At 69.4% G+C, this 13205-nt stretch carries 8 protein-coding genes; 6 read left to right on the top strand and 2 right to left on the bottom strand.

Going from position 1 to position 13205, the window contains the following annotated elements; translation table 11 throughout:
• Position 1 precedes the first annotated feature (1 nt).
• The 6 genes from ccsA to HUA78_RS40105 all read left to right on the top strand — a co-directional run bounded on the left by ccsA (position 2) and on the right by HUA78_RS40105 (position 5391).
• On the top strand, positions 2–721 hold the full coding sequence (ccsA, locus tag HUA78_RS40130) for a cytochrome c biogenesis protein CcsA (RefSeq protein WP_141643300.1): 720 nt from the start codon (positions 2–4) through the stop codon (positions 719–721).
• Between the two features lie 2 nt (positions 722–723).
• Positions 724–897 carry a heme exporter protein CcmD gene (locus tag HUA78_RS40125; RefSeq protein ID WP_141643301.1) on the top strand — a complete coding sequence of 58 codons (174 nt, stop codon included), beginning with the start codon at positions 724–726 and terminating at the stop codon, positions 895–897.
• A gap of 7 nt (positions 898–904) precedes the next feature.
• Complete coding sequence (locus HUA78_RS40120; protein ID WP_174458653.1) at positions 905–1402, top strand: cytochrome c maturation protein CcmE; 498 nt, start codon at positions 905–907, stop codon at positions 1400–1402.
• Positions 1399–3417: a heme lyase CcmF/NrfE family subunit gene (locus HUA78_RS40115; protein ID WP_141643303.1), complete on the top strand. Its 2019-nt coding sequence runs from the start codon at positions 1399–1401 to the stop codon at positions 3415–3417. Before HUA78_RS40120 ends, HUA78_RS40115 begins: the two co-directional genes overlap by 4 nt.
• Positions 3417–3977, top strand: coding sequence for a redoxin domain-containing protein (locus HUA78_RS40110; RefSeq protein WP_174478617.1), 561 nt, complete (start codon positions 3417–3419; stop codon positions 3975–3977). Before HUA78_RS40115 ends, HUA78_RS40110 begins: the two co-directional genes overlap by 1 nt.
• Positions 3978–4083: 106 nt before the next feature.
• Positions 4084–5391, top strand: coding sequence for a zinc ribbon domain-containing protein (locus HUA78_RS40105; RefSeq protein WP_174478616.1), 1308 nt, complete (start codon positions 4084–4086; stop codon positions 5389–5391).
• A 583-nt stretch (positions 5392–5974) separates the two neighbouring features.
• Here HUA78_RS40105 and HUA78_RS40100 read toward each other — a convergent pair.
• Both HUA78_RS40100 and HUA78_RS40095 read right to left on the bottom strand, forming a co-directional pair.
• Positions 5975–10534 (bottom strand): myxosortase-dependent M36 family metallopeptidase, encoded by a 4560-nt coding sequence (locus HUA78_RS40100; protein ID WP_174478615.1) that lies wholly within the window; start codon positions 10532–10534, stop codon positions 5975–5977.
• Between the two features lie 49 nt (positions 10535–10583).
• Positions 10584–13184, bottom strand: a complete 2601-nt coding sequence (locus tag HUA78_RS40095) for an Ig-like domain-containing protein (RefSeq protein ID WP_174478614.1) — start codon at positions 13182–13184, stop codon at positions 10584–10586.
• Between the last annotated feature and the right edge of the window lie 21 nt (positions 13185–13205).

Genomic DNA, 13205 nt, shown 5'->3' with positions numbered 1-13205 from the left:
GATGAACAAGCTCATCAAGTGGGGCCTGCCGGTGGTGGGGCTGGGCGTGCTGGCCGCCGGATGGTGGCTGGGGCTGGCGTGGGCACCGCCGGACCGGGAGATGGGGGACGTGCAGCGCATCATGTACGTGCACGTGCCACTCCAGTGGATGGCCATGCTGGCCATGTTCCTGAACTTCGTGGCGGCGGTGGCGTACCTGGTGCGCTCCAACGCCAGTTGGAAGCTGGACTCGACGGCGGAGTCGGCGGCGGAGGTCGGCCTCGTGCTCGGCGCGCTGGGCATGGTGACGGGGGCCATCTGGGGCCGTCCGACCTGGGGCGTCTACTGGTCGTGGGATCCGCGCCTGACGTCGGAGGCCATCATGCTGGTGACCTACACCGGCTACCTCGTCCTGCGGCGCTTCGTGGAGGACCCGGACAAGCGCGCGACGTGGAGCGCGGTGGTGGCGATCCTGGGCGCCATCAACCTTCCCATCGTCTGGTTCTCCGTGCGTTGGTGGCGCAGCCTGCATCAGGTGCAGTCGAGCCCCAAGACGGTGGATCCGCAGATGGTGCTGTGCCTGCGAGTGTCGGCCATCGGGCTGTTGCTCTTGACCATCGCCATGCTGATGCACCGCTATCGCATCGCCCTGGCCGAGCGCCGGGCGGAAGTGGCCCTCCCGGAAGCCCTGCCTGGCACGGGCGGCGCGGCCTCCGTCCACGACACCCCGAAGGTGGCCTGAACATGACGACTTTGACGACGCTGGGAGTCCTCGCCCAGGCCGCGGGCCAGGTGGGCAGTGGCCGCATCCAGGGCGGCTGGGGCTATGTCTGGGCCTGCTACGGCATCACCGTGGTGGCGCTCGTGCTTTACTCGCTGTCTCTCTGGCTGCGCCGGCCCCAGGCCGCGAAGGAGTGAGCCCGTCATGACGCCTGTCGCTCGCAATCGACTGTTCGCCCTGGGAGCCCTGCTCGTCGCGGGTGCTGGCCTGGGCTTCGTGGCCTTCGGCAACATCGGAGAGAACCTCGTCTACTACTGGAGCCCCTCGGAGATGCTCGCCCAGGGGGAGAAGGCGTACTCGGCCACCATCCGCCTGGGTGGCGTGGTGCAGCCGGGCAGCATCCAGTGGAACGCCGAGCACACCACCCTGCACTTCCGGGTGGCCAACGACGCCAACGAGGGCACCCCCAGCGTGCTGGTGCGCTCCACGGAGACGCCGCCGCAGATGTTCCGCGACAAGATTGGCGTCGTGGTGGAGGGCACCTACGACGCGTCCGGCGTGTTCAGCTCCAACCGGCTGATGGTGAACCACTCGAACGAGTACCGCGCCCCCAAGGAGGGCGAGGACCCGAACAAGTGGCGTGAGACGCTCTCCGAAGGCACGACGACGGCCAGCACGGGGACGGGCGCGGAGGCGCGGTGAACGGGTCGATTGGATACGGGCTGGTGCTCGGAGGGCTCGCGTTCGCGACCTTCGGCGCGCTGGTGGGTTTGGTCACCGGGCTGCGCCGCAGTGAAGCGGGCTTCCCCTGGGTGATGCGCGCGGTGTGGGGCTTCGCCGGCTGCATGGTCGCCGCGAACCTGATGATGGTCTTCGCGCTCGTCACGCACGACTTCAGCGTGAAGTACGTGGCGCAGGTGGGCAGCCGGGACACGCCGCTGTTGTACACGGTGGTGTCGCTGTGGAGCGCGCTGGAGGGGTCCATCCTCTTCTGGGGCCTCATCATGGGCCTGTACATCGCGGCCTTCGCGTGGATGCACCGCCGCGAGCACGCGCGCTACATGCAACTGGCGCTGGGCACCATGCTGGCGGTGGGCGTGTTCTTCGCGTTCCTCATCGCCGGTCCCGCCAACCCCTGGGGCGCTGTGTCGCCCGTGCCGGCGGACGGCCCCGGCCCCAATCCCCTGCTCCAGAACCACATCCTGATGGTCATCCACCCGCCCTTCCTCTACCTGGGCTACGTGGGGATGACGGTGCCGTTCGGCGTCGCGGTGGCGGGTCTGCTGCGCGGCGAGATTGGCGAGGCGTGGATGGCGCCCCTGCGGCGCTGGACGCTGGTGGCGTGGCTGTTCCTGTCGATTGGCATCATCCTCGGCGCGTGGTGGGCGTATGCCGTGCTCGGCTGGGGCGGCTACTGGGCGTGGGATCCGGTGGAGAACGCCAGCTTCCTGCCGTGGCTGACCGCGACGGCGTTCATGCACTCGACGATGGTGCAGGAGCGCAAGCGGATGCTGAAGCTGTGGACGCTGTCGCTCGCGCTCGCGTCCTTCGTGCTGACGATTCTGGGCACGTTCATGACGCGCTCGGGCATCTTCAACTCGGTCCACTCCTTCACCCAGTCGGACATCGGCCCCACGTTCCTGGTGTTCCTGGGCGTGCTGCTGGTGGTGTGCGTGGGACTGCTCGCGGTGCGCGGTCCGCTGCTGGTGCCCGAAGGACGGCTGAGCTCGCTGGCGTCACGCGAGGCCAGCATCCTGATGAACAACCTGGTGTTCGTGGCGATCACGTTCACGGTGCTGCTGGGCACGCTGTACCCGCTGGTGTCCGAGGCCGTGCGCGGCGTGCGCGTCAGCGTGGGTGAGCCGTACTTCAACAAGATGGCGGTGCCGGGTGGCATCGCGGTGCTCTTCCTGATGGGCGTGGGACCGGTGCTGCCGTGGGGTACGCCGGACAAGGCCACGCTCCGGCGGCAGTTCCTCATCCCCGCGGCGGTGGGCCTCATCGTCACGGCCATCTGCTTCGCGGTGGGGCTGCGCGGCGTGTATCCGCTGCTCACCTTCGGACTGGCGGGCTTCGTCACCGTCGTCACGCTGCGGGAGCTGGTGTCGCCCATCCGGGTCCGCATGACGGAGCGCAAAGAGGGCCTCGTCACCGCGGTGCTCACGAGCGCCACCAAGGCGCAGCGCCGCTTCGGCGGCTACGTGGTGCACCTGGGCATCGTGATTCTCATCGTCGCGGTGTCCGCGTCGTCGTCGTACGTGAAGCACACGTCCGGCACGCTGAAGAAGGACCAGACGATGATGCTGGACGGCTATCAGCTCAAGTACCTGGGGCTGGTGAGCGGAGAGGAGCCGCACCGCACCTTCGTCGCGGCGCGCGTGGAGGTGACGACGCCGGGCGGCAAGGTGGAGGAGATGAAGCCCCGCCTGAACTACTACGAGCGGAGCACGGACCCCATCGGCACGCCCGCGGTGCGCGAGACGGCGGGTGAGGACCTGTACATCTCCCTGATGGCCTTCTCCGAGCAGGCGGGCAACGCGAGCTTCAACGTCTGGGTCTTCCCGCTGGTGGGGTGGATCTGGTGGTGCATCCCGCTCTTCGTGCTGGGCACGATCATCGCGCTGTGGCCGCGCCGTCGGGCGGCGGTGGCGATGGCCAGTTCGGAAGCGGGGGCCTCGCCCCTGCCGGGCGGTGACGCGGAGCGGGGGGCGGCCTGATGCGTCGGTGGCGCTATACGCTGGGCTTCGCCGCCCTCTGCGCGGGACTGCTGGTGGTGCTGGCCAAGGGCTTCGGGCGCAATCCGCACGAGGTGCCCTTCATGCTCGCGGGCAAGCCGGCACCGGACTTCGTGCTGCGCTCGCTGGACACGGGTGAGAAGGTGAGCCTGGCGGACCTGAAGGGCCGCCCGGTGGTCATCAACTTCTGGGCGTCCTGGTGTGGGCCGTGTCAGTACGAGCACCCGGTCCTGGAGTGGGGCCAGCGGGAGTTCGGCTCGCAGGCGGTGTTCCTGGGGGTCGTGTTCGAGGACTCCGAGGACAACGCCCGCGCGTTCCTGCGGCGCCAGGGGTACAGCTTCCCGCAGCTGGTGGATCCTCGCTCGCGCATGGCGGTGAGCTACGGCGTGGCGGGTGTGCCTGAGACGTACTTCATCAACCCGGCGGGCATCATCCAGGGCAAACACGTGGGGCCCATCGACCCGGAGTCGCTGACCAGGCGCATCCGCGAGCTGACGGCCACGGCGGAGGCGCCCCCCGCCGCCGAGGCGGCCCGACCGTAGCCGCTCCACCGGGGGCCTCTCGCTTCCGGTGAAATCGGCGTGTTATTCCAGGGCTTGCGCTGGACCGAGAGGGCCTCCCCCCGCCCTCCGCACAGCAAGGTGACCCATGCGGTGCCCGGAGTGCGGCGAAGCCTCGAACAGTCGGCTGAGGTACTGCGAGAACTGCGGCGCGAAGATGCCGGAGGCCCCCCAGGGAGGCACGGGCTCGCGTCCCGCGCTCCGGCCCAAGCGCGCGATGGATGAGCCGTCCTACGCGGCGGATATCCTCGACGAGGCGGAGGCGCACAGTCTGGGCGCCGCGTACGTCCCAGCGGCGGCGAAGGCTGCCGCGCCGGCCGACACGGCCGAGGACACGGACCCGGGACAGACAGGGCCCAGGTTCGACGGCCCCCGGTGGCTGGCGAGCGTGCCGGCGCACTCGCAGAGCGTGGTGGGGCTCGCGATTCTCGCCTTCGCGTTGGCGCTCTCCATCCTCCCCGCCTTTGACGGCGTGGGCGTGGTGGGCACGGTGCTGGCCCTGGTGGGCGCGGTCCTGGTGCTGGCGCGCGAGCTGCGGCTGGCCGGCGAGGCCACGGGTGTCACGAAGCTCCTTCCCATGGTGCTCTACCGCCCCGAGGTGCCCGCGGCGTACGCGGCGCTGCTGACAGCGCTGGCGGTGCGGATGCTGGGGCTGGGCTTCACGCCTGTGTTGTGGCTGCTGGGCGCGGGGCTCATCGTCCATGACCAGTACCGCAAGGTGATTGCGGGCCCGGAAGGCGTGCTGGCGCGCTACTTCGACGTGAAGCAGCTGCTGGTCGTTCCGGAGGTGGTGGCGCTGGGAGGCGTGGCGCTGTGCGTGCTGACGCTCTTCGCGCCGTGGGCGACGGTGAGCACGCTGCCCGTGGTGGCGGATGCGCCGGTGCCCGCGGGCCCCCCGGAGCTGCACGTCATCCCCGCGCAGCGCGCCGCGGACGACGTGCTCTATACGGCGGGTTCGGGCATCACCACGCTGTCCGGATGGGACCTGTCCGGGTCCGTGGTGGTGGAGCTGTTGTTGCTGTCCTTGCTGGGGTTGCTCGCGCTGCGACCGGAAGTCGCCCGGCCCGCGTGGACGCGCTTCGCGCCGGCCGGTGTCGTCGGGGTGGGCCTGCTCTGGGCGCTGCTGCACATCCGACTGTCGCCGGGCCCCATCATCTTCGTCATCGGGCTCGGTGCGGTGGGCGTGCAGGCGTTCCGTCAACTGCGTGAGTCGCAGTTGCAAGCGCATGCGGCGGCCCCCGTCGCACCCGCTTACGACGATGGCCTCGACGAGACCGAGCGCATGGAAGACGAGCCGGACCCGGACGCCATGGGTCCGGATGAAGAGCCGGAGCCGGACCCGGATGCCATGGGTCCGGACGACGAGGAAGAGGACCTGAAACCTCGCGGGCGGTGAGGACGTCCTTCGCGGACGGGCCCGGCACCGCGCCGGCATCCTCCCGAGGGACCTCACACACCGAAAGGACCGTCGCCGAGCCTCGCGCGCCGGACTCGGACTCCCGGCGCGCGAACACCTCAGGTCATCAACGTCCCTGGGTCAGGCGGCTCTGGGAGTCCAGTTGCCACCGCGAGGGCAGCCGCGCGAGGCGATCTGACGTCTGGCCCCGACGGTCCTTGAACTCGGTGGCGCGCTGAATGGAGAGGCCTCCCACCAGGAAACCATTCGCAGACAGCAAGCTGCTTCTGGCTTCGCTGTCGAGCGATGGCGCGCCCCTGTCGAGCCGCGAGTCGAGGGCTGAGCCGTCGAACATCTTCCGGCCAGACGTCACGAGGGCAAGACGTCAATGCATGCCCGCGCGTGCCACCTTCATCGCCTGGTGGAACCAGAGGGCTCCGAGGAAACCGCCAGGATGCGGCCCTCGCCTGCCTCGAAGGCCCGGAGCAGGTCGGTTTCATCCCGACTCGTCATCACGGGCGGTGAGTCCGTCCTCCAAGCGAGGCGGTGGCAACCGAGCCACCACCCCGCTTGAATCACCCCGTCAGGGGGCCTCGCGCCGCCGCCGCGCCAGCAGCGCGAGCAACAACAGCGTCAGTGGGAACATCGCCGGTGTGCCCGTGGCTGAGCACCCGGACTCCTTCGGTGGCACCACCTTCGGGCTCACGGACACCGTCACGGTGTCCTCCGCGGACAAGCCACTCTCGGCGGTGACCTTCACGACGAAGGTCAGCGTCGTGGGGGCGCTCACCTCCGGCGCGGTGAAGCTGGCACCCGCCGTCGCCCCGTCCTTCAGCGACACCGAAGGCCCCTCGCTCTGGCGCCATGCGTAGGTCAGGGTGCCCTGCTCCGGATCCTCGGCGGAGGCGGTGAGCGTGACGGTGCTCGTGGCCTCCGTGGACAGGTCCTCTCCCGCGCTCACCGTGGGCGCGAGCGCGACATGGCGCACCGTCACGCTCACCGTCGCGCCTTCACTCTCCAGCAAGCCATCACCCACCTTGAGCTGGAAGGTGAGCTCCACCGAGCCCCTCGCCACCGCCGGAGCCGTGAAGCTCGGCGTCGAGGTCTCCGCCCCCGTGAGCGTCACGGCGGGACCCGACACCTGCGTCCACCGATAGCCCACGAGCACGTCCCCTTCCGGGTCCTCGCCGCTGCCCTGGAGCGTCACTGAACCGCCCTCGTCCACCGTCTGGGCGGCTCCCGCGAAGGCCACGGGCGCCTGGTTCACCTGACGCACGAGGACCTGGACCGTGTCCCGGTCTTGCAGCCCCTCGTTCAACACCGTCAGCCGGAACGTCAGCGTCGTATCGGCGATCACTTCCGGAGCCGTGAAGCTCGGGGTGGCCGTCTGCGCATCGCTGAGCGTCACGACCGGGCCCGCCACCTGCTCCCAGCGATAGGCCAGGACACCGGGCAGCTCGCTGCTCCCGCTGCCGTGCAGACTCACCGGGGAGTGCTCGTCGACGGCGAGCCCCTCGCCCGCTTCGGCTCGCACCAGCCCCGAGGTGCACAGGCCCTGCTCGTCCGTGAGCACCGTGAACGGCGTCTGGGTAAGGCCCGTGAAGCCAACGGAATCGATGAACCAGCCGGCGGCGCCGACCGCCTCGTCCGTGCCGATGCGGAAGCGGATGTGCACGGTCTTCCCCGCGTAGCGGGTGCCGAGATTCACATTCGTGGTGATCCACGTGTTCTGGGAGAAGGCGAAGCTGGCACCGCGGAAGGCGCGGCGCCCCACCAAGGGATTCACGTTGCCCTCATACGGCGTGAGCACACCCGTATAGCCATTCAGGACGATGCTCTCGCCAATGTCCGTCCAGCTCTTCCCGCCATCCTCGGACAGCTCGATGACACCTCCGTCGAAGTACTCCCCACCGGAGGTCTCGAAGGAGTACCGGTGGCGGAACGAGAACGAGAGCGCGCCCTGCCCCACCTGAAGCTCGGGCGAGACAAGCGCGAAGTCCGCGACCCGTCCCACCGCTTCGCCCAGGAAGGCCCGCTCGAGCGTGGAGCTCTCATTCACCCGGAAGGACACATCACCCAGCGCGGACGTCATCTCCCACGGCAGGTACCTCGCATCCACCGATTCCACCGCGGACGCGCCTGGCAGCTCATCCTGCTCCACGCGGGCCACCAGCGTCGCCGTCTTGTCGCCCGCCACGACACCATTGGCATCGCGATAGGCGATGGCGAAGCGAATGATCGAACGCGGCGCCGCTCCAGTCAGCGACACCGGAATGTCCACCGTCGCGGTTTCGAAGAGGCCCACGACAGGGAAGGACTGCTGGCCTCCGTTGGCCAGCTTGACGCCGGGGCTGTCCGCAGTGACGGTGACGCTCGTCGCTCGCAGCGGCTCGCTTCCCGTGCCACGCAGGGTGATGCGCAGGACACCCGTCTCACCGTTGTCCAGGTACCCATCCGCGTCACACGTCCGCGCGGAGGCGTCTCCAGCGCCCTCATCGGTGAGCTCCGCCGAGACGAACATCACGTCCGGGCCCGTGCGATAGCTCTCCACCACGCCAGCATGGGACGCGGAGGCCCGGTCCGGAGCCACCGCGCCGATGCCCGCGCCGCGCCGGGCGAAGGCCGCCGAGAAGCGCTCGAAGTCCACCGGGTCTCCCGCATACGCGGCCGCGAGCAACGCATCGCGAGCCTCCAGGAAGGTGGGCGAAGCCGGAGTCAGCGTGTACGCCAGGACGAGATAGCTCTTCATCCTCCGCTGCGCCTCCGCGAACGTCAGCCGTGAGGTGTCGCGCAGCAGCGCGACGTAGCACTCCCACAGCATGCTGGCCCAGACCTCACCCGCGTTGTGGTACTCGGCATTGCTGGAGCCATCCGCGCCAAAGGCATACGCAACACCCGAGGGCAGCGGGATGCCATTGCTCATGTGCTGGAGCGTCAATGGATTCTTCCGGAAGTCCACCGAGTACGGCACGCGACGGATGCCGAAGTAGGAGGAGTCCGGCCCCATGTTGCGTGTCGCGTACTCGCCCGTGGGGAACACGCCGGTCCAGTTCGGATTCGACGCGACCTGGGCATCTTCCTCCCGCACCATCATCAGCAGGGCATGGAAGTCCGCCCACCCCTCCCCCATGCTGCGCCCCTGGTTGTTTCCAAGACCCGCGCCGTCGTGAACGAGGCGGTTGCTGATGTAGTGCCCCCACTCGTGCGCGACGATGCCCGTGTCGATGGTGCCGTCCAGGTCGCCCACGGACCGCTTGGCCAGGGTGACCCACACGCCGGTGGACAGGTGCTTGCGCAGAAGCTCCGCATCCCCCGATTGGATCATCACCGCGCCGATGGCGGGCAGCGCCAGCCCTTCCGTGGCCCCCATGCCGGCGGGCAACGCCTGGCCCGGGCTGTTGGCGATGATGACACCGGTGGCCCCAGCGGCCTGCGCGAGCAGCACCTTGAGGTGAAGGCCGCAGGTGCCGCGGTCCACGAGCGCGATCTGCCCCGCGATCTCCGCGGCGTTGGTCAGCTCCGAACAGCCATCCGTCGTCGAGGGGCCCGCCGCATCCGCCGCGTCGAGCGCCTGGACCACCCGAGCGCTCGCCGCGAAGAAGCGAGGGCTGAACTGCGCGGTGATGAACGTGTACGGCCGCGCGACTTCCTCGGGAGCCGTCACCTCGAAGGTGAGCTGCGGTTGCGTGCCGGTGAAGACATACATCTGCATGCGGGGACTGGCCCCATCGGCGGGCGTGGCCATGTTCGCGTTGTTGACGCCGCTGTAGTCCTGCGCCTCGGCCTTGATGCGGTCTCCGCCCAGCCCGCCCCGTCCGAGGTTGTCCTGCTGGCCGTTGCCAGCCGCCTCGTCGAAGCCCACGTCGTAGTAGTCGTCGTGCAACCAGTTGTTCACGTAGAACAATTGCGTCACCGCGGACTGGAGCTGTTGCGGCGTCTCATACGGCAGCAGGTCGAAGCTATAGGGATAGTCGAAGGTCGCCGGCCCGCTGATGTGGCCACGCACGTCCCCAGGACCGAACCCATCCGGCGCACTGGCGTCCACGTAGGCATCCACGTTGTTGCCGGTCGTCTCGGTGGCGTCCACCGGGAGCCAGGGGTCATTGCGACTGAAGGGCGCGCTGTCGAGCGTCACCAGGTTTCGCTCGACGAAGGGCGGCACGTAGCCGTTCGGAGTCCCCGTCGGGTGAGGAATCTGCTCGTTGCCGGAGGGGCCCGCGAACGGCGTGTAGGGCGTCGTGGCATCCGCCCAGACCCGATAGCTGTACGCCGCGTCCGCCGTGAGGTCATTGCGGAAGAGCACTCGGCCGTCGTCCGCGGCGATGACGTACGCGTAGTAGTCCGACGTCGAGGCCTCCGGGACTCCCGTGTTCAGTTCCACGTAGTGGGCGGGAATCAGCCCCTCGGGCAACTCGAAGAGCACCGGCTTGATGCGCGCGGGAAGTCGCAGGCTCACCGGGAGCGGTCGCGCGTAGGAGGCCAGCTCATAGCGGGTGTAGCGCCCTGAGGCGGGCCCCGTGGTCCGCAGCAGGCTCGCGTCGAGCGACTGGCCCGTCAGGTCCGCGAACGCCACGGCCGCGGCCTGCGTGGCCCCCAGCGAGTCGCCCCGAGCGGAGCGCTTGGCGCCCTGCCCCGAATCCCGAGCCAGGTGACCCGAGGCGGCCACCAGCACATTGCGCGAGTCGAGCAGCAGCCTGACGCCGCCTCGGAACACCTCGACTCCGCCCACCTCCTGTCTCAGCGTCACCACCGAGGAGCCCAGCGGGCTGCGGCGGGTGCTGGCGACGAAGACGCCCTCTTGCGAGAGCGAGCGGTCCCCATAGAGGGGCGCCAGCGCGTCGAGCTGGGCGCGAGCCGCCGTGGCCGGAGTCATCCGGGCGTAGGCGCTGTCGGCTCGAAGCGCCAGGGGCCGCGCGGCACCCGCCACGGGCTTGGAGGCCCAGACGAAGGTGGGTACCCCGAGCCGGGAGTCGGTGTGCAGCACCCGGGCATCCGGGAACGTTCCTTCCGGTGGCACGCCACCCGCGTCCCGCGCGGGGGCCTGTTCCAGGAGTGCATCGTGGTTCGGCGGAGCACTGGCACCCGCCCGCGTGCCGGCGAGCGCCAGGACCACCCCAGCGAGGGTTCTGAGCAGGGTCTTCATGAGAGGGATCTCCAGAGCGGGCGAAGCGCGAGACGGGCCGAGGACGGGGCTAGCGAACCCAAGACACGCGCCTCACGAAGTACGCGGGTGGATTGCCCATGGAGACAGCGTCCGAGCCATCGAGGTTTGAGACCATGATGGTGGCAATCCCTGTCTCCGGGTCCACCTGCGCGTAGGCCACGCGCGTACCGTCCGGAGAGAGCGTGAAGAGGCTCTGGAGATACTGGCCGTGGTTGCCGAGCCCGATGGGACGCACGATCTCTCGCCCGGTACCATCGGGCTTCACACGCTCCAGCCAGGTGTCCGAGGTCACGTCCAGGTTCCGGTAGTGATAGAGCAGGTCACCATTGGGCAGCACCATCGGGAACTTCGAAAGGGCCGCCATCTCCTGCCCCCGGACCGCGAAGTCGAGCACCTTGCGCGCGCTCCCATCCGCGAGGGAGTAGGCCCAGAGCCGGGTGCCCTTGGCCAGATACTCGACGGTGTAGAGCGTGGCGCTGTCGCGCGAGAAGGTGCCGTAGACCACGGACGAGATGGGCGTGGGCGACGGCATGTCATTGACGTCCGCGATGAGGATGCGCCGCTCGTCGGTCCCGTCGGGGCGGATGATGTACTGGAACTCCGTGGAGGCACGGCCCGGGAATGGGTCGTACGAACAGGACCTCACGAAGGAGATCCACTGCCCATCCGGCGAGAACTCGACGGAGCGTTCTCCGCACAGCGCGGGGCTCACCTGCGAGAGGCGCCTCACATGGCTGCCATCCGCATCCGCGAGGTAGACGACGCCCCGGAAGAAGATGCCTCCGAACATGTCGCGCCCATCCACCCACGCCATCGTCTTGCGGTCGGGCGAACGGGTCAGCTCGGAGTGCACGTCGCGAGGCGAGACGAAGGGAGCGGGAACCGGCGTGAGCTGACGAAGCCGTGTGCCGTCCGGAGCCACGGCGTACGCCTGCGGGAAGCTCGACTCCTCGCTCGTGGCCTCCCCTGTCGGTGACGCGGCATACAGCAGCAACTCGGACGCGTCCGGCGCGCGCAGGGTGCCCACGGTGGCGCTCAGCGCCGTCTCTCCGCCGAGGCGCACGGGAGCGCCCGCCTCGCTGACATCGAGCAATTCGAGCAGCAGCGTGTAGCGGCCCTTGATGGCGAAGCGCGTGCGGAAGGCCCAGGTCTGGCCCTCGCTCGTCTGGAGCCGCGTCGTGCCCACCTCGAACCCTTCCTCCGGGCCCAGATAGGTGACACCACTTCCGTCCGTCTCGAAGCCACCCATCCAGGTCTCGGGCCGGTCCGCCACTTCGCCCGCCGTCCCCGTGTCGTAGCGCAGGGCCTGCCCCACGACAGGAGACTGGCTCTCCGGCTCGGACGAAGTCATGGGGGGATTCGTGCGGCTCAGCGTCACCCGCCAGCGCAGCTTCGTGGAGGGGGCCACCGCCTTGGCGAGCTGAGCCGTGAAGGAGACCACCCCATCCTCCAGCGTCTGGAAGGTGGGGACGACCGCGGAGACACTCAGGCGCGCGACATTCACCTGGGCGCTGGCGCTCAGTCCGTTGAAGGTCGCCGTGAGAGACGAAGCACCCGGACCCACCGGCGTGACCTGACCGCGCGTCGAGGCGTCCATGGAGACGACGGCCACCGTGGGCTGGCTGCTCTTCCACGTGGCGCTGGCGGTAACGTCCTGGCTCGTGCCGTTGTCGAGCGTGGCCGTCGCATGGAGCTGGCGCGCGTGTCCTTCCACCAGCGTGACCTCCGCTGGCGAGAGCGTGAGCGCGGTGGCCTCCGCGACGGTCAGCTGGGCGCTTCCGCTCACCTCACGGAACGTCGCCGTGATGCGCGCGGTGCCCATCCCCTGCCCGCTCGCGACGCGCTGGCTCAGGGACACGACCGCCGTGTCGCTGGAGCTCCAGGTCGCCTCGGTGGAGACATCCGCCACCGTGCCGTCGGAGCGCGTGGCGGTGGCGACCAACGACACGGTGCTCCCACGGGCGAGCGAGGCCGCATCGGGCGTCACGGCGATGGCGGTGACGACAGCGTCGGTGACAGTCACCCGGGCGGAGACCTCCACCGTGCCGAGCACTGCCCGGACCGTGGCCTGCCCGGGAGCGAGGGCGCGCACCAGGCCGCTCTCGGAGACCGTGGCCACCGTCGCATCCGAGGAGCTCCACTGGACGTCGCTGGTGAGGACGTGCGTGCCGCCATCCGTGAGGGTGGCCGTGGCCGTGAGCTGCTGGGAGAGCCCCACGGCGAGGGACGGCGACGAGGGAGCAATCACCATCGAGACCGGCGTGGCGTTGGTCACCTGCACCGGCGCTTCCGCGGAGACCGCGTCCCACCGGGCCCGCAGCGTCGTCTGGCCCTGGGTCAGCGCTCGCACCTGGGGCGCGCCACTCGTGTCCTGTGACACCGTCGCGATGGCGGCATCATCCGAGGACCACGTCGTCTCCCGTGTCACATCGCGCGTGCTGCCATCGGAGAGGGTGGCCGTCGCCACCACCTCACCACCCAGGCCCGCGGCGAGCGTGAAGCTCGTGGGCGCAATCCGCAGGGACTTCACGGAGGGAGACTTGTCGCTGCTACACGCCGCGATGGCGGCCACGGAGACAAGCCCGAGCAACGCGCGGTGGAGCCAACGACGACCGGAACGCTCTCTCATGAATCGACCTCTCTGCACGGC

The organism is Myxococcus sp. CA033 (assembly GCF_013336625.1).
Classification (GTDB): domain Bacteria; phylum Myxococcota; class Myxococcia; order Myxococcales; family Myxococcaceae; genus Myxococcus; species Myxococcus llanfairpwllgwyngyllgogerychwyrndrobwllllantysiliogogogochensis.
Note: the sequence above shows the minus strand (reverse complement) of the source record. Positions and strands in the feature narration are given on the sequence as shown.

What these genes read in the sequence shown, in the direction of transcription:
- HUA78_RS40125 (WP_141643301.1), top strand. Translation starts at nt 724, where the DNA reads ATGACGACTTTGACGACGCTGGGAGTCCTCGCCCAGGCCGCGGGCCAG.
- HUA78_RS40120 (WP_174458653.1), top strand. Translation starts at nt 905, where the DNA reads ATGACGCCTGTCGCTCGCAATCGACTGTTCGCCCTGGGAGCCCTGCTC.
- HUA78_RS40100 (WP_174478615.1), bottom strand. Translation starts at nt 10,534, where the DNA reads ATGAAGACCCTGCTCAGAACCCTCGCTGGGGTGGTCCTGGCGCTCGCC.
- HUA78_RS40095 (WP_174478614.1), bottom strand. Translation starts at nt 13,184, where the DNA reads ATGAGAGAGCGTTCCGGTCGTCGTTGGCTCCACCGCGCGTTGCTCGGG.
- ccsA (WP_141643300.1), top strand. Translation starts at nt 2, where the DNA reads ATGAACAAGCTCATCAAGTGGGGCCTGCCGGTGGTGGGGCTGGGCGTG.
- HUA78_RS40110 (WP_174478617.1), top strand. Translation starts at nt 3,417, where the DNA reads ATGCGTCGGTGGCGCTATACGCTGGGCTTCGCCGCCCTCTGCGCGGGA.
- HUA78_RS40105 (WP_174478616.1), top strand. Translation starts at nt 4,084, where the DNA reads ATGCGGTGCCCGGAGTGCGGCGAAGCCTCGAACAGTCGGCTGAGGTAC.